Annotated in this window: 21 protein-coding genes and 1 pseudogene; 11 read left to right on the top strand and 11 right to left on the bottom strand. The window is 74.4% G+C overall.

Annotated elements, in window-relative coordinates:
• The 3 genes from FHS37_RS35145 to FHS37_RS35155 all read right to left on the bottom strand — a co-directional run.
• The coding region (locus FHS37_RS35145; RefSeq protein WP_184828810.1) for a DUF2637 domain-containing protein at positions 1 to 143 on the bottom strand (143 nt) is incomplete at its 3' end.
• Between the two features lie 91 nt (positions 144 to 234).
• Positions 235 to 1,110, bottom strand: a complete 876-nt coding sequence (locus tag FHS37_RS35150) for a DUF3558 family protein (RefSeq protein WP_184828812.1) — start codon at positions 1,108 to 1,110, stop codon at positions 235 to 237.
• A 119-nt stretch (positions 1,111 to 1,229) separates the two neighbouring features.
• Positions 1,230 to 2,120 carry a DUF3558 domain-containing protein gene (locus FHS37_RS35155; RefSeq protein ID WP_184828814.1) on the bottom strand — a complete coding sequence of 297 codons (891 nt, stop codon included), beginning with the start codon at positions 2,118 to 2,120 and terminating at the stop codon, positions 1,230 to 1,232.
• 239 nt (positions 2,121 to 2,359) lie between these two features.
• Between FHS37_RS35155 and FHS37_RS35160 the strand changes: the two genes are divergently transcribed.
• Entirely contained in the window at positions 2,360 to 3,553 is a 1,194-nt protein-coding gene (locus tag FHS37_RS35160) for an RtcB family protein (protein WP_184828816.1), read from the top strand.
• Here the strand turns inward: FHS37_RS35160 and FHS37_RS40670 are convergent.
• The 4 genes and pseudogenes from FHS37_RS40670 to FHS37_RS35175 form a co-directional block, all read right to left on the bottom strand.
• Positions 3,543 to 3,932, bottom strand: a complete 390-nt coding sequence (locus tag FHS37_RS40670; protein ID WP_268254603.1) for a tyrosine-protein phosphatase — start codon at positions 3,930 to 3,932, stop codon at positions 3,543 to 3,545. The two genes, FHS37_RS35160 and FHS37_RS40670, sit on opposite strands and share 11 nt — an antisense overlap.
• Positions 3,933 to 4,006: 74 nt before the next feature.
• Positions 4,007 to 4,345, bottom strand: a pseudogene (locus tag FHS37_RS40675) (tyrosine-protein phosphatase); the annotation flags it as partial.
• A 49-nt stretch (positions 4,346 to 4,394) separates the two neighbouring features.
• Positions 4,395 to 4,532 carry a hypothetical protein gene (locus FHS37_RS35170; RefSeq protein ID WP_184828818.1) on the bottom strand — a complete coding sequence of 46 codons (138 nt, stop codon included), beginning with the start codon at positions 4,530 to 4,532 and terminating at the stop codon, positions 4,395 to 4,397.
• Positions 4,529 to 5,308, bottom strand: a complete 780-nt coding sequence (locus FHS37_RS35175; RefSeq protein WP_184828820.1) for an SDR family NAD(P)-dependent oxidoreductase — start codon at positions 5,306 to 5,308, stop codon at positions 4,529 to 4,531. Before FHS37_RS35175 ends, FHS37_RS35170 begins: the two co-directional genes overlap by 4 nt.
• Positions 5,309 to 5,468: 160 nt before the next feature.
• Between FHS37_RS35175 and FHS37_RS35180 the strand changes: the two genes are divergently transcribed.
• Complete coding sequence (locus FHS37_RS35180) at positions 5,469 to 5,903, top strand: ester cyclase (protein WP_184828822.1); 435 nt, start codon at positions 5,469 to 5,471, stop codon at positions 5,901 to 5,903.
• 27 nt (positions 5,904 to 5,930) lie between these two features.
• Here the strand turns inward: FHS37_RS35180 and FHS37_RS35185 are convergent, their stop codons facing one another.
• Positions 5,931 to 6,266, bottom strand: a complete 336-nt coding sequence (locus FHS37_RS35185) for a YnfA family protein (protein ID WP_184828824.1) — start codon at positions 6,264 to 6,266, stop codon at positions 5,931 to 5,933.
• A 139-nt stretch (positions 6,267 to 6,405) separates the two neighbouring features.
• Here FHS37_RS35185 and FHS37_RS35190 point away from each other — a divergent pair, with 139 nt between their 5' ends.
• Entirely contained in the window at positions 6,406 to 6,888 is a 483-nt protein-coding gene (locus FHS37_RS35190) for a MarR family winged helix-turn-helix transcriptional regulator (RefSeq protein WP_184828825.1), read from the top strand.
• 71 nt (positions 6,889 to 6,959) lie between these two features.
• On the opposite strand, the gene FHS37_RS35195 is transcribed toward FHS37_RS35190, so the two are convergent.
• Positions 6,960 to 7,379 (bottom strand): winged helix-turn-helix transcriptional regulator, encoded by a 420-nt coding sequence (locus tag FHS37_RS35195; protein WP_184828827.1) that lies wholly within the window; start codon positions 7,377 to 7,379, stop codon positions 6,960 to 6,962.
• Positions 7,380 to 7,504: 125 nt separating this feature from the next.
• Here FHS37_RS35195 and FHS37_RS35200 point away from each other — a divergent pair, with 125 nt between their 5' ends.
• The 7 genes from FHS37_RS35200 (at position 7,505) to FHS37_RS35230 (ending at position 16,400) form a co-directional block, all read left to right on the top strand.
• Entirely contained in the window at positions 7,505 to 8,395 is an 891-nt protein-coding gene (locus FHS37_RS35200) for an NADP-dependent oxidoreductase (RefSeq protein WP_184828829.1), read from the top strand.
• Between the two features lie 98 nt (positions 8,396 to 8,493).
• Positions 8,494 to 9,606 (top strand): LLM class flavin-dependent oxidoreductase, encoded by a 1,113-nt coding sequence (locus FHS37_RS35205; protein ID WP_184828831.1) that lies wholly within the window; start codon positions 8,494 to 8,496, stop codon positions 9,604 to 9,606.
• Positions 9,603 to 10,229: an FMN reductase gene (locus FHS37_RS35210; RefSeq protein WP_184828833.1), complete on the top strand. Its 627-nt coding sequence runs from the start codon at positions 9,603 to 9,605 to the stop codon at positions 10,227 to 10,229. Before FHS37_RS35205 ends, FHS37_RS35210 begins: the two co-directional genes overlap by 4 nt.
• 73 nt (positions 10,230 to 10,302) lie before the next feature.
• Positions 10,303 to 11,040 (top strand): response regulator transcription factor, encoded by a 738-nt coding sequence (locus FHS37_RS35215; RefSeq protein ID WP_184828835.1) that lies wholly within the window; start codon positions 10,303 to 10,305, stop codon positions 11,038 to 11,040.
• 61 nt (positions 11,041 to 11,101) lie between these two features.
• Positions 11,102 to 12,523, top strand: coding sequence for a sensor histidine kinase (locus FHS37_RS35220; RefSeq protein WP_184828928.1), 1,422 nt, complete (start codon positions 11,102 to 11,104; stop codon positions 12,521 to 12,523).
• Positions 12,524 to 13,111: 588 nt separating this feature from the next.
• Positions 13,112 to 14,377, top strand: coding sequence for an ArgE/DapE family deacylase (locus FHS37_RS35225; RefSeq protein WP_184828837.1), 1,266 nt, complete (start codon positions 13,112 to 13,114; stop codon positions 14,375 to 14,377).
• 289 nt (positions 14,378 to 14,666) lie between these two features.
• Positions 14,667 to 16,400 carry a sigma-70 family RNA polymerase sigma factor gene (locus FHS37_RS35230; protein ID WP_184828839.1) on the top strand — a complete coding sequence of 578 codons (1,734 nt, stop codon included), beginning with the start codon at positions 14,667 to 14,669 and terminating at the stop codon, positions 16,398 to 16,400.
• Here FHS37_RS35230 and FHS37_RS35235 read toward each other — a convergent pair.
• Both FHS37_RS35235 and FHS37_RS35240 read right to left on the bottom strand, forming a co-directional pair.
• Entirely contained in the window at positions 16,394 to 16,774 is a 381-nt protein-coding gene (locus FHS37_RS35235; RefSeq protein ID WP_184828841.1) for an ArsR/SmtB family transcription factor, read from the bottom strand. The two genes, FHS37_RS35230 and FHS37_RS35235, sit on opposite strands and share 7 nt — an antisense overlap.
• 337 nt (positions 16,775 to 17,111) lie before the next feature.
• Positions 17,112 to 17,828: a TetR/AcrR family transcriptional regulator gene (locus FHS37_RS35240; protein WP_184828843.1), complete on the bottom strand. Its 717-nt coding sequence runs from the start codon at positions 17,826 to 17,828 to the stop codon at positions 17,112 to 17,114.
• A 198-nt stretch (positions 17,829 to 18,026) separates the two neighbouring features.
• Between FHS37_RS35240 and FHS37_RS35245 the strand changes: the two genes are divergently transcribed.
• Positions 18,027 to 19,631, top strand: a complete 1,605-nt coding sequence (locus tag FHS37_RS35245; RefSeq protein ID WP_184828930.1) for a CocE/NonD family hydrolase — start codon at positions 18,027 to 18,029, stop codon at positions 19,629 to 19,631.
• The last annotated feature ends 44 nt before the right edge of the window (positions 19,632 to 19,675 follow it).

Genomic DNA, 19,675 nt, shown 5'->3' on the forward strand with positions numbered 1-19,675 from the left:
TCCCCGAAGCCCTTCTTCAGTGCCAGTTCGCGGACGGCCGCGTACGAACCCGCGAAGCCGATCCCGGCGATGATCACGGCACCGGTGACGACCACGCCGATGAGAACCCGGTGCATCCGTGTCAGCTGCAGTGGCGCGGCCACCCGTTACTCCCCTCCCGTGCGTGTTGTTGCGCGCAACAGGGTGGCACACGTGTGCGGGGGAACGAGTGGCCGGTTCCGGTTCAGTGCTCGATCAGCTCTTGCCCGACGCCTTGGCGGAGGGCTTCGCGTCGGAATCCGGAGCGGACTCCGACCCGGACTCCGGCTTCGACGCCGAACCGCTCGGTTCGCCGGCCCCGGCGCCCTCGCCGCTCGTCCCCGTCACCGCGGCCACCGCCTCCTCGGCCGCCTTCTTCGCGTCCTTCATCAGGTCGTCGGCGTCCGGAGTCTTGTCACCGGCGAGGCCGGCACCGTTGTAGTCGAGGGTGACGACCACGTTCTCCACGCGCGCCACGACCGTCTGCTGCTTGAAGGTGCCTTCCTTCTTCTTCAGGTCGTACCGCACGGCCGTCGCCTCGTCGCCCGTCCCGGCGACCGGTTCCGCCCGGCTCTTCTGGGCGCCCTCGACCGCCTGCGCGTCCCGGACCTGCTTGTCGTAGTACTCCTTGGCCAGTTCGTCACCCGCGCCGCGCGTCACGTCCGACTCGAAGCGCAGCAGCGACACGTTCAGCCAGCGGAACTGCGAGCCCTTCACGCCGTTGTTGTCGAGGCTGCTCCAGGAGCAGCTGGCGCGCGTCGACACGTCGTCCGACTTGCCCTCCTTGCCCGACTCGGCCTTCGGGACGAGGTCCTCCAGGGTCTTCTTCGACAGCACCTTGCACGACTCGGGGAGCGTCTTGTACGCCGCCGCCCGCACCGTCGGGGACGGACTCGCGGACGCCGACGCCGAAGCGCTCGACGCCTTGTCCCCGCCGTCGTCGGAGCCGGAGTCGGAGGAGCAGCCGGCGGCGACCAGCATCACCGGGACGACGCCCGCGCGGACAAGGACGCGGGTGAGGCGCTTCGCTCGCTGGTCGCGCTGGTCACGCTGATCTAGCTGTGCTCGTCGCTGCATGGTTCCTTCACTCATGACGCTCGTGTTCCCTGCGGTCGGAACGGGGTCCGAGGGGTCACGGTACGCGGTGAGCCACCTGTGTGGCCTTCCTTCACGTGCTGTGCGCGTCGGCGTGAAGGGGCCGTGAAAGACGCTCAGCCGCCCAGTGAATCGGCCAGCGCGGAGGCCAGTTTCCGCGCCCTGTCCTGCATTTCCTTGCTGTCCGGGACGGCGCCGACGGTCATCGGCTGCTCCGCGTACTCGATGGTCACGATCACGTTGGACGTGCGGAACACCACAGTCACCGTGCGCTGTTTGGCGGTCGAACCGGAGCTGTCCAGCTCGTCGTCGAGGAAGGCCTCGTCGCCGAGGTCCTCCAGGAGGCGGGGTTGGAGGTCCGAGGGGTCGACGGAGGACGGAACGGACGCGGAGGAGGAGCCGGACGCGGAGGAGGACGCGGACCCGGACGAGGGGGAGCCGGACGCGGAGGAGGAGGCGGGCCCGGACGAGGGGGAGCCGGACGCGGAGGGCGACGAACTCGGGCCCGCGGCGGGGCCGCTGCCGGCGTCGGCGGAGCCGGAACCCGTGGCCGTCGGCGCCGGGAGGTGCACCGCCGCCCGCTTCCTCCCGAAGAGCTGCTCGGCCTGGCTGTCGTCGCTGACGGCGTTGTCGTAGGAGACGACCCGTTCGAAGTCGACCAGCAGGTGGTCGGTCGCCTCCGCCGACTCCACCTTCCAACGGCAGCCCACCTTGCGGTCGGTGTCGTACGTGAGGGTCGCCTCACCCGCGTACGCCTTCTCGCGCTGCGTCTCGTCGGTCAACTCCTCGAGGCCGGGGAGGAGTTCCTCGAGCGCCTGCTCGCCGACCGCGCCGCAGGGCTCGGGCAGGGTGGCGTACTTGCCGGGCTGGGCCGCCTGCGTCGCCGTGCCCGCGCTCCCCGGGTTGGAGTCGTCCGCCGTGCCGCCGTCGCCCGAGCCGCCGGTGCAGCCGGCCAGCACGGCCGCCAGGAGTGCGGCGACGCCGGGTACGTACGCCTTCCGCTGCACGGTCGGGCTCCTCTCGACGGTGGGTGCGGGCCGGTCGCCCACGGGGTCCCCCAGTGCCTCCGCTGGTGTCCCCCCAGTGTCCCCGCTGGTTATTCGCTTGCCGCAGGGGGGCGGCCCCCGCAGACAATGTGTATCGCACGCACTGCCGTGGACGCCGGTCCGTCATCCCTTTTCGTCGACCTTGGCGCCGGTTTTGCGATTGGGGACTTCTGTTCGTTCATCGGGGGAAAGAGGACGTTATGTCGTACGTGGAGCTGCCGGGTGCGAAGGTGCCGATCCGTATGTGGGCGGATCCGGCGACGGTCGAGGAGGGCGCCCTCCAGCAGCTGCGGAACGTGGCCACCCTGCCGTGGATCAAGGGCCTGGCGGTGATGCCGGACGTGCACTACGGCAAGGGTGCGACGGTCGGGTCGGTCATCGCGATGCGGGGCGCGGTGTGCCCGGCGGCGGTGGGCGTCGACATCGGCTGCGGCATGTCGGCGGTGCGGACGTCCCTGACGGCGAACGACCTTCCCGGCGATCTCTCGCGGCTGCGGTCGAAGATCGAGCAGGCGATCCCGGTGGGGCGGGGGATGCACGACGACCCCGTCGACCCGGGGCGGCTGCACGGCTTCGCGGCCGGCGGCTGGGACGACTTCTGGGGGCGGTTCGGCGAGGTGGCGGACGCGGTGAAGTTCCGTCAGGAGCGCGCCACCAAGCAGATGGGGACGCTCGGATCCGGGAATCACTTCGTTGAAGTTTGTACGGATACGGTCGGATCCGTCTGGCTCATGCTCCACTCCGGTTCCCGGAACATCGGCAAGGAACTCGCCGAGCACCACATCGGCGTGGCCCAGAAGCTCCCGCACAACCAGAACCTGGTCGACCGCGACCTCGCCGTCTTCGTCGCGGACACCCCGCAGATGGCCGCGTACCGCAACGACCTCTTCTGGGCGCAGGAGTACGCGAAGTACAACCGCTCGATCATGATGGCGCTCCTGAAGGACGTGATCCGCAAGGAGTTCAAGAAGGCGAAGCCGACCTTCGAGCCGGAGATCAGCGCGCACCACAACTACGTGGCCGAGGAGCGCTACGACGGCATGGACCTGCTCGTGACCCGCAAGGGCGCGATCCGCGCGGGTTCCGGCGAGTACGGGATCATCCCGGGGTCGATGGGCACCGGTTCGTACATCGTCAAGGGCCTCGGGAACCCCGCGTCCTTCAACTCGGCGTCGCACGGCGCCGGCCGGCGCATGAGCCGCAACGCGGCGAAGCGGCGCTTCTCGACGAAGGACCTGGAGGAGCAGACGCGGGGCGTGGAGTGCCGCAAGGACTCCGGCGTCGTGGACGAGATCCCGGGTGCGTACAAGCCGATCGAGCAGGTCATCGACCAGCAGCGGGACCTCGTGGAGGTCGTGGCGAAGCTGAAGCAGGTCGTCTGCGTCAAGGGCTGACGGGGAGGGCGGATCCGCCGGTTCGCCGCGGACCCGCCCCCGTCACGCCGGGGCCGGCAGACGGGCCCGCAGGGTGTCCGGGACGTCCTGCGCGTCCGCGCCCAGGACGTGGGCGACGTACGCCCCCGGGGGAGCCGTGGCGTGCCGCCAGGGCGGTGAGGAACAGCTCCGTCACCTCCGCCGGGGCACGGCCGGAGGCCGGCCAGGCCGGGGCGCGGCCGTCGCTGCGGGCCGTCCACTCGGCCAGGAGGGCCGGGGCGGCCCGGTCGGAGAGGGCGAAGTCCTCGACGACCGTCTCGCGGGTGACGCCCAGCAGGCCCAGGACCAGGGCGGCCGGCAGGCCCGTGCGGTCCTTGCCCGAGGCGCAGTGGAAGACCAGGGGGGCGCCGCGCGGGCCGCGTCCGCCACCAGGCGCAGCGCGGCGGCGATCTCCTTCGCGCCGTCCTCGGCGATCTCCGTGTGGCGCTCCGCCAGGTAGGGGCCGGGGGCGACGCCCGCGGCCAACGCGGCCGGGTCGTAGGGGCGGTGCTCGCTGCTGAGGTTGTGGTACGCGAAGGACGGGTGCTCCGGGACGGGGCCCCGGGCCCCGGTCTCCCACGGGTGGCGCAGGTCGACGACCGTGCGGATGCCGGGGGAGAGGAAGCGCGTCCAGTCCGCCGTGTCCGTGCTCAGCTTGCCCAGGGAGTCGGAGCGGTGGAGGAGGCCGGGGCGGACGCGGCGGCCGTCCGCCGTCGGCCGGCCGCCCAGGTCGCGGAAGTCGTGCGGGGCGTCGAAGGGTATGCGTCTGTCCACGCGCGGCCACCCTGGGTGACCGCGCGGGCGCGGTCCTGCGGTTCTCCGCCTACTTCGCGTGCCGCACGGCGCAGATCATCGCGAACGCCACGATGTGGATGCCGAGGAGGGAGTAGCCCAGGCGGTACCAGACGTAGCGTTCGCGCTTCTTCTCCGGGGACGGGCGCCGCCTCTCACGGCCCGTCACCGCGGCTCCCGGTGGACCTTCGTGTTCGACGCCTGGGCGCGGGGGCGGACGACGAGCAGGTCGATGTTGACGTGGCTCGGGCGGGTCACCGCCCAGGTGATCGTGTCGGCGACGTCGTCGGCGGTCAGGGGCTCGGCGACGCCCTCGTACACCTTGGCGGCCTTCTCCACGTCGCCGCCGAAGCGGGTGAGGGCGAACTCGTCCGTCCTGACCATGCCGGGCGCGATCTCGACGACGCGCACCGGGCGGCCGACGATCTCCAGGCGCAGCGTCTCGGCGAGGACGTGGGCGCCGTGCTTGGCGGCGACGTAGCCCGCGCCGCCCTCGTAGGTGGCGTGGCCGGCGGTGGAGGACACGACGACGACCGTGCCGTCGCCGCTCGCCTCCAGCTTGGGCAGCAGGGCCTGGGTGAGGTTGAGGGTGCCGATGACGTTCGTCTCGTACATCGTGCGCCAGTCGTCCGGGTCGCCGGTCGCGACCGGGTCGGCGCCGAGCGCGCCGCCGGCGTTGTTGACCAGGACGCCGACGGTCCGGAACGCGGTGGCGAACTCGTCGACCGCCGCGCGGTCGGTGACGTCGAGCGGGTACGCCGTCGCCGAGTGGCCGGCCGCGGTGAGCTCCTCGGCGAGCGCCTCGATGCGGTCCTTGCGGCGGGCGGTGAGGACGACGCGGTAACCGGCCTCGGCGAGCCGGCGTGCCGTGGCGGCGCCGATCCCGCTGCTCGCACCCGTGACGACGGCGATGCGGGACGCGGCGGACGGTGCGGCGGTGGCCATGGGCTGCTCCTCGGACGGTGCGGGCGGAGCGCCCGCGGGCGCCGCGCCGGTGGGGTCGGGGCCGTGCCCGGTCAGCATAGGCGGGCGGGTCGTCCGGGCGGTGCGCGCGGTGTGCCGGTGGGACAATGAGGGGGGTGGTCCTCCGGCCCGGAGGTGGATCATGGGACAGGCGCGCGAGGTCATGGACCGGCTCACCGAGGCGGTCACCACGGCCCGGGACCTGGAGGCCCTCGCCGAGCTGTTCGCGGAGGACGCCGTCGCCCTCACCCCCGAGGCGGGGGAGCTGCACGGGCGCGACGAGATCGTCGAGTACTGGCGCCAGATCACGACGGCGATCCCCGACGCCCGGTTCGAGTCGGTGAGCGCGTACGAGATCGGCGACACCGCCGTCGACGAGGGCTACTTCAGCGGCCGGAACACCGGGCCGGTCCAGGCGCCCGACGGGCGGACGCTGCCGGCGACCCAGAAGGCGGTCAGGATCCGCGGGGTGGACATCGCCACGGTCGCGGACGGCCGGATCATCGACTACCGGTTGTACTTCGACCAGTGGACCTTCCTCGAGCAGCTGGGACTGCTGCCGGAGCCGTCGTCCTGAACCGTCGCCCCGAGCCGTGGCCGGCCGTCAGCCGTTGCGCGGCGCCCACATGATCACGGCCATGCCGGCGAGGCAGACCAGCGCGCCGGTGACGTCCCAGCGGTCCGGGCGGTAGCCGTCGGCGACCACGCCCCACAGGATCGAGCCGGCCACGAAGATGCCGCCGTACGCGGCGAGGACGCGGCCGAAGTGGGCGTCGGGCTGGAAGGTGGCGACGAAGCCGTAGGCGCCGAGGGCGAGGACGCCGCCGGCCGCCCACATCCAGCCGCGGTGCTCGCGCACGCCCTGCCAGACCAGCCAGGCGCCGCCGATCTCGAGCAGGGCGGCGAGGACGAACAGGGCGGCGGAGCGGAGGATCAGCATGGCGGCAGCCTCGCACGCGCAGGGTGAGCCCCCGGTCCCCGCGTCACCTGGCGGACGGCGCATGACACGGGCCGTACGTGGGATACATCCCGCACGGGGGCCCGCGGTCTCCGCGCGGCGCGGACGGAAGAGGAGCGCGATGCCGGAGAACACGCGGTCGGAGCTGACGGCGGAGCTGGCCGTGGTGTCCCGGCGCCACATGGCCTCCTACGCCCTGTTCAGCCAGGCCCTCGCCGATCACCTGGGCCTGCACCCCACCGATCTGCAGTGCCTGAACCTGCTGACGCTGGAGGGCGGACCGGTGACGACCGGCCGGATCGCGGAGCTGACGGGGCTGACGACCGGGTCGGCGACGCGGCTGGTGGACCGGCTGGAGCGGGCGGGGTACGTGGTCCGGGAGCGGGACGAGGGCGACCGGCGGCGGGTGCTGGTGGCGACGGTGCCGGAGAGGGCCGCCGAGTTCGGCCGGGTGTGGGACCGCCTCGGCGGCGGCTGGACCGCGCTCTTCGACGACCTGGACGACTCCGAACTCGCGCTGTTCATCGACCACCTGAGGCGTGCGACGGACTTCGGCGCGCAGCAGGCCGAGCGCCTGCGGGCGGGGGAGGTCCGGGAGGCCTAGGGCCTCTCGTTCGGATCATGCCGGGCTCGCGGGGTCCGGTGCCTGATCCGGCCTGATCCAAACGCGAGACCCTAGGAGGCCCGAGAGGTCTCGCCCGCCTCCGCGTCGTGGCGTTCCCGCGCGCGGTGCACCTCGTCGAAGTGGGTCTCCGCCCAGTCCTTCACGGCGGTCAGGAGCAGGCTCAGGCTGTGGCCGAGCGGGGTGAGCGCGTAGTCGACGCGGACGGGGACGGACGGGGTCACGGTGCGGGTGAGGATGCCGTCGCGCTCCAGTGAACGCAGCGTCTGCGTCAGCATCTTGGGGCTGACGCCGGCGATCTTCCGGCCGAGGTCGCTGTAGCGCATGGGGCCGGCGGCGAGGGCGCTGACGACCAGGCTGACCCACTTGTCGCTGATGCGGTCCAGGAGCTGGTTGGTGGGGCATTCCTTGAGGAACGCGTCGTACGCGAAGCGCGCCTGTTCGCGCCGCTGGGCCGCCGTCATGGTCGCCATGGCTCACCTCCGGGAGACGTACGCACTCTCAGGTAACTACTTCCTTCTGGATAGTAGCTCTTCCTAGGGTTGCCGTCAGTCGCGGGGACACCGCGGTGAACAGCCACAACCAGGGAGTTTCCGTCATGCGTGCTGCAGTGGTGACGTCGTTCGGTGGGCCCGAGGCCGTGCGGGTCGTGGAAGCGGAGGTGCCGGAGCCGGGGGCGCGGCAGGTGCGGATCAAGGTCGCGGCGGCGGCGCTGAACCCGGTGGACGCGGGGGTGCGGGAGGGCGTCTTCGGTGGTGCGGGCGAGCCGATCGGGCTCGGCTGGGACGTCGCGGGGACGGTCGACGCGACCGGGGCGGCGACCGCGTGGAGCGTCGGCGACGAGGTGGTGGCGCTCGACCACGGCATGGTCAAGCCGCTGGGCGCGCACGCCGAGTACGTCGTCGTCCCCGCCGGCGCGGTGGCGCGTGCGCCGCGGACGGCCGGCGCGGAGCACGCGGCGACGCTTCCCCTGAACGCGCTGACGGCCGCCCAGGCCCTGGACCTGCTGGAGGTGCCCCCGGGCGGGTCGCTGCTGGTGACGGGCGCGGCGGGCGCGGTCGGCGGATACGCCGTCCAGCTCGCCGCCCACCGGGGCGTGGCCGTCACCGGCCTCGCCCGGGAGGGCGACGAGGAGCTCGTGCGCTCCCTCGGCGCCGCGCACTTCTCGGCGGGTGCCGTGGAGGCGAAGGGCTTCGACGCCGTACTGGACGCGGCGGTCCTGGGCGAGCGGGCCCTGGCGTGGGTGCGGGACGGGGGCGCCTACGCCGGCGTCATCCCGCAGGCGGCCCCGACGGCGGAGCGCGGGGTGCGGGTGGCCGCCGTCGAGGTGGCCACCGACGGGGCCCGCCTGGCGGAGCTGGTCCGGCTGGTGGACGAGGGGGTGCTGACCCTCCGGGTCGCCGGGACGTACGCCCTGGACGACGCGGGCAAGGCCCACGCCCGGCTCGCGGAGGGCGGGGTGCGGGGGCGGCTGGTGCTGGTGCCGTAGCCCTCCGGCCGGGGAGGGCGGGGACGGGGGAATAGGCGGTGCGGGGTGGTCGTTCAGGGGTATAGTTGAACGGTCAACAACCTGGAGGGTGAGCGACCATGCAGTTCGGGATCTTCAGTGTCGGGGACGTCACGCCCGACCCGACCACGGGGCGCACGCCGACCGAGCGCGAGCGGATCAAGGCCATGGTCGCCATCGCGCTGAAGGCGGAGGAGGTGGGCCTGGACGTGTTCGCGACCGGTGAGCACCACAACCCGCCGTTCGTGCCGTCCTCGCCGACCACCATGCTCGGCTACGTCGCGGCCCGCACCGAACGGCTGGTGCTGTCCACCTCCACCACCCTGATCACCACGAACGACCCGGTGAAGATCGCCGAGGACTTCGCGATGCTCCAGCACCTGGCCGACGGCCGGGTGGACCTGATGATGGGCCGCGGCAACACCGGGCCGGTCTACCCCTGGTTCGGGCAGGACATCCGGCAGGGCATCAACCTGGCGGTCGAGAACTACGCCCTGCTGCACCGGCTGTGGCGCGAGGACGTGGTCGACTGGGAGGGGAAGTTCCGCACCCCGCTGCAGGGCTTCACCTCCACGCCCCGCCCGCTGGACGGCGTGCCGCCGTTCGTCTGGCACGGCTCGATCCGCTCGCCGGAGATCGCCGAGCAGGCCGCGTACTACGGCGACGGCTTCTTCCACAACAACATCTTCTGGCCGGCCGACCACACCAGGCGGATGGTCGAGCTGTACCGGACCCGGTACGCCCACTACGGGCACGGCACGCCCGAGCAGGCGATCGTCGGCCTGGGCGGGCAGGTGTTCATGCGGAGGAACTCCCAGGACGCGGTGCGCGAGTTCCGGCCGTACTTCGACGTCGCGCCGGTCTACGGGCACGGGCCGTCGCTGGAGGAGTTCACCGCGCAGACCCCGCTGACCGTGGGCTCCCCGCAGCAGGTGATCGAGAAGACGCTGTCGTTCCGCGAGTACGCCGGCGACTACCAGCGCCAGCTGTTCCTGATGGACCACGCCGGGCTGCCGCTGAAGACCGTGCTGGAGCAGCTCGACCTGCTCGGCGAGGAGGTCGTGCCGGTGCTGCGCGAGGAGTTCGCCAAGGGCCGCCCGGCGGACGTGCCGGACGCGCCCACCCACAGCTCGCTGCTGGCCGGCGCCAAGGGCGCCAAGGGCGCCGAGGACAAGGAAGGGGCACGGGCATGAGGCTCGTCGTCGTGTCCGCCGGACTGAGCGTGCCGTCGTCCACCCGGCTGCTCGGCGACCGTCTGGCCGCGGTCGCCGCCCCGGCCGCCACCGCCCCCGACCCCGCCCCGGCCGACGTCCGGGTGATCGAGCTGCGCGACCTCGCCGTGGAGATCGCGCACACCTTCACCAACGGGTTCCCGGGCCGGGCGCTGGCCGACGCGTTCGACGCGGTGGCGGAGGCCGACGGTCTGATCGTGGTCACGCCGGTGTTCTCGGCGTCCTACAGCGGCCTGTTCAAGTCGTTCTTCGACGCGCTGAGCGTCACCGACGAGGAGGCCCTGGCAGGGAAGCCGGTGCTGATCGCCGCGACCGGCGGCACCGCCCGGCACTCCCTCGTCCTCGACCACGCCCTGCGCCCGCTCTTCGCCCACCTCAAGGCCGTCGTCGTCCCCACCGGCGTCTACGCCGCCTCCGAGGACTGGGGCGCCGAGGGCCTGGACGGACGCGTCACACGGGCGGCCGGGGAACTGGCCGCGCTGATGGCGGGGCTGTCCACCGCCCGTCCCCTGCCCAAGCGCGACTCCTTCGAGGAGGTCACGCCGTTCGAGGAGCGGCTCGCCGCGCTGCGGCCCACCGGGTGAGGGCGCAGTAAGAAGCGGGCCCCGGTGCCGCCCACCGGGGCCGGTGGGCCGCGACGGTTGGCACACTGGGCCCGTGCCGCACACCGTTCTGCTCGCCGAAGACGACCGCGCCATCCGCAACGCCCTGGAGCGCGCCCTGACCCTGGAGGGCTACCGGGTCACGGCGGTCGCCGACGGCGTCGAGGCCCTCGCGCAGGTCCACCGCAGCCGGCCCGACGTGCTGGTGCTGGACGTGATGATGCCCGGCATCGACGGACTCCAGGTGTGCCGGGTGCTGCGCGCCGAGGGCGACCGCACGCCCGTGCTGATGCTGACGGCGCTGGTGGAGACCGCCGACCGGATCGCGGGACTGGACGCGGGCGCCGACGACTACGTCGTCAAGCCGTTCGACGTCGAGGAGGTCTTCGCCCGGCTGCGCGCCCTGCTGCGCCGGACCCGGCCCGACCCGTGGCCCGAGCCGGAGAACGGCGAGGCTCCCGCCGCCGAGCCGCCGAAGCCGCAGGCCTCCGGGCGGTTCGTCGAGGCGGCCGGGGTGCGCATGGACCCGCAGGCCCGCCGGGCCTGGCGGGGCGGGCGGGAGCTGGAGCTGACCCGCACCGAGTTCGAACTGCTGGAGCCGCTGGTCGGCAACGCGGGCGTCGTCCTGGACCACTCCACCATCTACGACCGCATCTGGGGCTACGACTTCGGCCCCGGCTCCAAGAACCTCGCCGTCTACGTCGGCTACCTGCGCCGCAAGCTCGACGAGCCCGGCGCGCCGCAGCTGATCCACACGGTGCGCGGGGTGGGTTACGTGCTGCGGGAGGACTGACGTGTCCCCGGGCGCGCCCGACGCCCCCGGCGCTCCGGGCCGCGCGTACCGGCCGCCGGCCGTGCGGCGGGGGCTGCGGCTGCTGTCGCTGGGCACCACCTTCGCGGTGGCGTTCGCGACGATCACCGCCACGGTGACCCTCCTGGTCGGCTTCCTGTCCTACAACGCGGCCGCCCGGCTGGTGCGGGTGGACCAGCAGTCCGTGTTCGACGAGGTCGTCCAGGACCTGCGCGGCGAGGTGCGGGAGAACCTGATGACACCGGTCGACTTCTCCTCCACCGCCCCCGGCCACGACCTGGTGCGGCCCGCCCGGACCGACGTCCAGGTGCTCGGGCCGGACGGCAGCGTCTTCGACCCGGGCAGTCCGGGGCTGCCGGTGGTCGCCGCCGACCGCCGGATCGCGGGCGCCGCCGCCGCCGGGGAGGTGGTCGTGCACGGGGGCGTCGACGTCGGCGACGACGTCTACCGCGTCGCGACCGTCTCGCTGGGCGGCGGCCGGGGCGCGGTGCAGGTCGCGCAGGAGTTCAGCGACACCGAGGACCTGCTGCGGGCCCTCCAGCGGCGCACGCTGGTCCTGATGACGGCGGTGGTGGTCGCCGCCGGGCTGTTCGGCTGGTGGCTGGCCCGGCGCATCACCCGACGGCTCGTCGTCCTCACCGCCGCCGCCGAGAACGTCGCCCGCACCCGCCGGCTCGGCATCCAGGTGCCCGTCGCCGGCTACGACGAGGTGGGCCGCCTCGGCCGGGCCTTCGACCGGATGCTGGGCCGGCTCGCCCAGTCCGAGGAGGACCAGCGCCGCCTGGTGCAGGACGCCGGGCACGAGCTGCGCACCCCGCTCACCTCGCTGCGCACCAACATCTCCCTGCTGCGCCGCATCGACGAACTGCCGCCCGGCACCCGTGAGGAACTCGTCGCCGATCTCACCCAGGAGGCCCGCGAGCTGACCGACCTGGTCAACGAGCTCGTCGACCTCGCGGCCGGCCAGTCCGACACCGAGCCGCCGCAGCGGGTCGACCTCGCCGACGTCGCCGAGGACGTGGCGGGACTGGCCCGGCGCCGCAGCGGGCGGGAGATCACGGTCCGGGCGAGCGGCGACACCACGACCGACGGGCGGCCCGGGATGCTCACGCGGGCGCTGTCCAACCTGGTCGAGAACGCCGTCAAGTTCGACCGGGACGGCGGGGCGCCCGTGGAGATCTGCGTCGCCGGCCCCGCCCGGCCGGGCACGGTGCGGGTGGAGGTGCGCGACCGGGGGCCCGGGATCGCCGACGACGACCTGGTCCGGGTCTTCGACCGCTTCTACCGCGCCGCCGACGCCCGTTCCCTCCCCGGCTCCGGGCTCGGCCTGTCCATCGTCCGCGAGGTGGCCCTCGCGCACGGCGGAGCACCGTACGCCTTCCGGCGGGAGGGCGGCGGGACGGTGATCGGGTTCACGGTGGGCGGCGGCGCCGCGCAGCGGTCGGACGGGGACGGGACGCGCTGACGGCACCGGCCGCTGTTGCTCCCGCCGGGTGCGGCGCATCCGGCCCGGGCCGCCCGACCGGGGCCCTGCGGACGCCCGGGCCCGGCGCACGGGACCTTCCGGCGCGGACCTTGTGGCGCGGGTCCTCCGGCGGGGTCCGGTCACGGCGGCCGTGAGCCCCGGGCCGTCCCTTCGTGCTCCGGTACGGGACGCGTTGCGGGAGGCCGGCCGGCGTACCGGCCCTCGAGGGCGGCGGGACTGGTCGACGCGCCGTGCGGTGGGGAACGGGTCCGGCGTACGCCGCTGAGGGGGAGGACCGTCCCGGAGGACGGCCCGGGGCGGCTCGAGGGGCCGTCCCGGGGCGGCGCGGGAGGCGGTCCGCCGCTCGTGGTGGCGGCGGACGCGTGGTCGGGGCCGCGGCTCGGGTCCGGCCGTCTCCCGGGCCGCCGTCGGCGCGTCGGCTCGGGACCGCGGGCGTGCCGTGCCGACGGTCGGCGCCGGGAACGCCGCCGCGATCGAGGCGTACGGGCGGGCCGGGAAGCGCAGGTATGCGTGCGGGGCCGCGTACGTCGCCGTCCCGTGGGACGAGACGAGGGGAGGGGCGGCAGCGTGCTGACCGACGAGGAGGGCGCCGCGCTGGCGGCGATCGACGAGGCGGCTCTGGGACGGACCCTGCGGGAACTGATCGCGGTGCCGAGCGTGACCGGGAGCGCCGCCGAGTCGGAGCTCCAGCACCTGCTGGCCGGGCGACTGGAGCGGCTCGGCCTGGAGACCGACCTGTGGCCGATGGACCTGCCCGCGCTGCGCGCCCACCCGGACTTCCCGGGCACGGAGGCGCCCCGCGAGGAGGCGTGGGGCCTGGTCGGCACCACCCCCGACGGCGGCGACGGGCCGACCCTGATCCTCCAGGGCCACGTCGACGTCGTACCGCCCGGGGACCCCGCGGCCTGGGACGGCGACCCGTTCACGCCCCGGGTGACCGGGGACCTCGTGCACGGGCGCGGGGCCTGCGACATGAAGGCCGGTCTCGCGGCGCACCTCGCCGCGCTCGCCGCGATACGGGCGGCCGGCGTACGGCTGCGCGGCCGGGTGGCCGTGCACTGCGTCGTCGGCGAGGAGGACGGCGGCCTCGGCGCGTTCGGCACCCTGCAGCGCGGTCACCGCGGCGACGCCTGCGTCATCGCCGAGCCCACCGCCGCCACGCTGATCACCGCCAACGCGGGCGCACTGACGTTCCGCATCACCGTGCCCGGCAAGGCGGCGCACGGCAGTTCGCGGGAGCTGGGGGTGAGCGCGGTCGACGCCTACCTGCCCCTGCACCGGGCGCTGGCCGCCCTGGAGACCGAGCGCAACCGCGACCCGTCGCCGCTGCTGGCCGAGTACCCGATCCCGTACGGCCTGTCGGTGGGCACGGTGCGCGCCGGGGACTGGGCGAGCAGCGTGCCCGACCTGCTGGTCGCCGAGGGCCGGCTCGGCGTACGGCTCGGCGAGGACCCGGCCGCCGCGCGCGCCGAGCTGGAGCGGTGCGTGGCCGAGGCCTGTGCCGCCGACCCCTGGCTGCGGGACCACCCGGCCACCGTGAGCTGGCCGGGCGGGCAGTTCGCGAGCGGCCGGCTGCCCGAGGGGCACGCCCTCGCGGACGTGGTCGGGTCCGCGCACGCCGACGCGACGGGCGGCCCGCGGCCGCGGCGGCGCGGGGCGACGTACGGCAGCGACCTGCGGCTCTACACCGGCGCCGGGATACCGACGCTGCAGTACGGCCCGGGGGACATCGCGGTGGCGCACAGCGAGCGGGAGCACGTGTCGCTGCGGGAGGTGGCGGCGGCGGCACGGACGCTGGTGCTCACGGTGCTGCGGACGGTGGGGACCGGGTGACCGGGTGACCGGGTGAGACGGTGCGCCGCCCGTCCGCCGCGCACGGACCCCGTGCGAAACTCACCCCGTGGCGGTCGAACGCGCGTACGCGCGCGGGTCCGCGCGACACGGGGGAGCGGCTCCGGTCGGTCTTCCGCGTCCGTGAACCCCCGCGGGGCGGACCGGGGTTCACCGCGCTGCCCGGCGCGGACACATCGTCGAGGGCTTTTGTGTTATCCGGCCCTGCGCGGCGGCTCTCCTCTTGTGACAGGGCAGGACGGTCCAGGAACGAGAAGGAGCGTGGACGAGCGTGGCAGCGAGCAGCGGACCCGGCAGGGAGACGGTCGAGGCGGCACGGCGTGGCGACGTGCGGGCCCAGGACGAACTCGTCGCCGACTGCCTCCCGTTGGTCTACAACATCGTGGGCCGGGCCCTGAACGGGCACCCCGACGTCGACGACGTGGTGCAGGAGACCATGCTCCGCGTCCTCGGCGCGCTCGGTTCGTTGAACGACCCCGCCTCCTTCCGGTCCTGGCTGGTGGCCGTCACCATGAACCAGATACGCCGCCACTGGCGCGACCGCCGTACGGACCGGGCCAGTTCGGGTCTGCACGACGCGTACGACGTCGCCGACCCGGGCGCCGACTTCGTGGACCTGACGATCGTGCGGCTCGGGCTGGAGGGCCAGCGGCGCGAGGTCGCCGAGGCCACCCGCTGGCTGGACCCCGACGACCAGGCGCTGCTGTCGCTGTGGTGGCTGGAGGCGGCGGGCGAGCTGACGCGGGCGGAGGTGGCGGCCGCGCTGGAGCTGTCGCCGCAGCACACGGCGGTGCGCGTGCAGCGGATGAAGGCGCAGCTGGAGACGGCCCGGCTGGTGGTGCGGGCGCTGTCCGCGCAGCCGCGCTGCGTGCTGCTGGACGACGTGGTCGCGACCTGGGACGCCGTTCCCTCGGCCCTGTGGCGCAAGCGCATCGCGCGCCACGCCCGGGACTGCACGGTCTGCGCGGGCCTCCAGGCGGGACTGGTGCCGGCGGAGGGCCTGCTGGTCGGGTTGGGCCTGGTGCCGGTGGCGGCCGGCCTGCTCACCGGCCTCGGCGCCGGAACGGCGGACGCGACGCCGCTGTCCTTCGCCGGGAACGCGGCGGAGGGACCGGGGGTGGTGCCCGGGGACACGGCGGCCGGGCACGCGGCGGCCGGGGACACGGCGGCCGGGGACACGGGACCGGAGCCCGCCGGTTCCCCCGCCGCGCCCCACGGGCCGGTGGCGGTGGTGGGCCCCCGTACGAGCCGTCGCGCACGGGGCCGCGAGCGGAAGCGGCGGGGCAGGACCGTCGCGGCCGTGGCCGCGGCGCTGCTGGTCACCGGCGGCACGATAGCCGGGATGGCCGTCCTGACGCCGGACGGCGAGGGGGAGACGGTGCGGCCGGCGTCCGCGGGCGGTCCGGAGTCCGCCGCGCCCACGCCCGCGGCGCCGAGTCCGTCCGCCTCCTCCTCCCCCGCGTCCTCGCCGTCGGCCTCCGCCTCGGCCGACGCGTCCCGCAAGCCGAAGCCCTCGGTCACGCCGAGCCCGGACAAGTCCGCGGCGAAGTCCTCCCCCGCCCGCACCACGGCACCCGCGAAGGCACCGGCCCGGCCGGAGGCGGCCCGGCCGTCCACGCCCGCCGCCCCCGCGGCCGGGGGCCCCGCCGCCCAGGTCCTGAGCATCACCAACTCGGAGCGCTCCAAGGCTGGTTGCGGTCCCGTGACGCTCGACGACCGCCTGGCCAGGGCGGCCCAGCTGCACAGCGAGGACATGTCCGCCAACGACTACTTCTCCCACACCGGCAAGAACGGCAGCAGCTTCGCCGACCGGGCCAAGGACCAGGGCCACCCGAGCCCGGGCGCCGAGAACATCGCCCGGGGCCAGAACTCCGCCGCGAGCGTCATGCAGGCCTGGATGGACTCCCCGGGCCACCGCGCGAACATCCTCAACTGCTCGCTCAGGACACTGGGCGTCGGCGTGGTCACGAGCGACTGGACCTGGACCCAGGTGTTCGGCTACTGACCGGCCGATCGGCCGCCGGACAGCAGCCTGCCCATCGCCGCGAGGACGGAGGGCTCGACCCGGTAGTAGACCCAGGTGCCGCGCCGCTCGGAGGTGAGCAGGCCGGCCTCCTTGAGCTTCTTCAGGTGGTGCGAGACGGTCGGCTGGGAGACGCCGACGTCGGAGATGTCGCACACGCACGCCTCGCCGCCCTCGTGCGAGGCGACGGCGGAGAACAGCCGCAGGCGCACCGGGTCGCCGAGCGCCTTGAACATCCGCGCGGCCGTCTCGGCCTCGTCGGCGGTGAACGGGCGCTCGGTGAGCGGCGGGCAGCACGGCGCCGCGGTCCCGGTCCCCTCGGGGTCGACCAGCGGCAGCACCTTCGCGTTCGACATGTGTCTATGTTGACACATGTCGAACCAGAGAGGGCCGGTCCGGTCCCCGGACACCCCCGCACCCCGAGGCCGTCGAGCATCGCCCGGCTCGCCGGACCGGAGGCGGACCGGCTTCACGTCAGGCGCTCGGCGCGACGCGGCCCGTCGACCACCGGGACCGGCGCCGGTTCGGAATCGCCGGTGAGTCGGCACCCTGTTCGCCGGCGCCGACGGGCGGTCCTGGACCGGCACCGGGGACCTCGCCGTCGCCGTGGTCGACGAGCTGGAGACCCCGGTCCCGACCTCCTCGTCACGGTCGTCCACCGCACGGCGGAGCCCGCCTGGGCCGGTGCGCGGGTCAGGCGGTGTCGAGGCCGTCGACCAGGCGGTTGAGGAACCGGGCGAAGGTCGCGTCGGGGGTGAGGGGCCGCCCCGGTGAGGCGAGGGCCTCGGCGAGTTCGGGGTGGTGGCCGTCCGCGGCGACGGCGGCGAGGTAGCGGGCCTCGGCCGCGGCCCGGTCGGCGGACCGCGAGGCCGCCGCCTGCGCGATCTCGTGGGCGACGTGCCCGGCCACGAACGAGGTGAGCTGGGCGAAGATCTCCAGCTTCGTCCCGCCGTCCAGTCCGGTGGGTCGCAGGACGGCGAGCGCGTGTTCCAGGAAGGCCAGCGTGTTGGGGCCGGGGGTGCGGCGGGTGGCCAGGGCCGCCGGCAGCCAGGGGTGGCGCAGCATGTGGGAGCGCTGGAGGTGGGCGACGGCCTTCAGGTCGGCGCGCCAGTCGCCGGTGGGCGGGTCCACGGGCGACAGTTCGCCGCTGACGTGGTCGACCATCAACTCCAGCAGCGTCTCCTTGTCGGGGGCGTAGCTGTAGAGCGACATGACGCCGGCCCCGACCTCTGCCGCGACCCGCCGCATGGTGACCGCGTCCAGCCCCTCCGCGTCCGCCAGGGCGACGGCCGCCGCCGTGATCGCCTCCCGGCTGTAGGCGGGCCGGCGGCCCCTGCGGGGCCGGGGGCGGTCCAGCCAGAGCAACTGCGGGTCGACGCCCGCGGCGCCGGACCCTCCGTCACCGGTCACGGTCGTCGTGCTCCTCTCCGTGCGTCCACACGTCCACGCACACGGTGGTGCCCCTCGGCGTCATCCAACCATCCTCTATTCTCGTACGACGTACGAAAAAGAGGAAGGGAACGAACGATGGCGTCACGCACGCACGACCCCGCACCGGCCCCGACCTGGACACCGCCGTCCGGGAAGCCGCCGCTGGCCGCACGGATGATGCGGGCGACCTGGCGCGGCCTGCCGGCCAAGCGGCACGACGTCGGGTGGGAGCCGGGGCTGGTGGTCCCGGCCGCCGACGGCAGCCCGCTGATCACCGACCACTACTTCCCGCGCGACCGGGGCGACTTCCCCACCCTGCTGGTCCGCTCGCCCTACGGCCGGGGCCTGCCGTGGTCCCCGCAGTACGGCGTGCTCTTCGCCGAACAGGGCTTCCACGTCGTCCTGCAGAGCTGCCGCGGCACGGGCGGATCGGGCGGCGAGTTCGACCTGTGGCGCAACGAGCCCGCCGACGGCCGGGCCACGGTCGCCTGGCTCCGGCGGCAGCCCTGGTTCGACGGAACGCTGGGCACGGTCGGCCCCAGCTACCTGGGCTACGTGCAGTGGGCCCTCGCCCTGGACCCGCCGCCCGAGCTGAAGGCGATGGTGGTGCAGGTGGGGCTGCACGACCCCTACGCCCTGTTCCACGCGCGGGGCGCCCTCCGCCTGGAGAACGCCCTCGCCGTGGGCTCGGGCATGACGCACCAGCACCGGGGGGCGGTGCCGTTCCTGAAGGCCACGCTGCGCCTGCAGCGCCGCCTGCGCGGGGTCACCGCGGCGCAGCCGCTGCGCGGTGCGTACGCGTCCGCCCTCGGGGGCGAAGTGCCCTGGCTGGACGACGTGATGACCCACCCGGACCCCGAGGACGGCTACTGGCGGGGGGCGTCGCTGGCGCGGGCGGCGGAGCGGTCGACCGTCCCGACCGGCCTGATCACCGGATGGCACGACGTCCTGGTCGACCAGACCTTCGAGCAGTACGAGCGCCTCCGCGGGGCCGGATGCGACACCGCCCTGCTCGTCGGCCCCTGGACCCACACCTCGGCGCTGCAGCAGGGGTGGCCCGAGGTGTTCGCCGAGAGCCTCGCCTGGCTGCGCGCCCACCTGTGCGCCGATCCCTCCGGCCTGCGCCCCACCCGGGTGCGCGTGCACGTCGGCGGCGAGGACGCCTGGCGGGACCTCGACGACTGGCCGCCGGCCGCGTCCGGCACCGCGTGGTTCCCCACCCCGGACGGGCACCTCACCCGGCAGGCCCCCACGGACTCCGCGCCCCTGACGTCGTTCCGCTACGACCCGGCCGACCCCACCCCCTCCCTCGGCGGCCCGTTGCTCTCCCGTACCGCCGGTCCGCGCGACAACGGCACCCTGGAGGCCCGGGACGACGTCCTGACGTTCACCGGACTCCCGTTGACCGAGCCCGTGGACGTCGTCGGCCCGGTCTCGGCGCGGCTGGCCGTCTCCGCGGACACCGGCCACGCCGACCTCTTCGTCCGCCTGTGCGACGTGGACACGACCGGCCGCTCCGTCAACGTCTGCGACGGGCTGGGCCGCCTCGGCACGGGCGAGCGGGCGCCCTCGCGCATCAGCGTGCCGATGAGCCCCGCGGCCCACCGCTTCGCCGCCGGCCACCGCCTCCGCTGGCAGGTCAGCGGGGGCGCCCACCCGCGCTACGCCCGCAACCCCGGTACGGGGGAGTCGCCGGTCGACGCCACCGTCTTCACGCCGGTGCGCATCACGCTCCACGCGGACTCGGCGCTGATCCTGCCCGACGGCTGCGCACCCGCTTGAACCGTCGGCCCCGTGACACGTCGACGCGCGAGCCGGGCCCCCCG

This window comes from Streptomyces griseomycini, assembly GCF_014203535.1.
In the GTDB taxonomy this organism is placed as follows: domain Bacteria; phylum Actinomycetota; class Actinomycetes; order Streptomycetales; family Streptomycetaceae; genus Streptomyces; species Streptomyces griseomycini.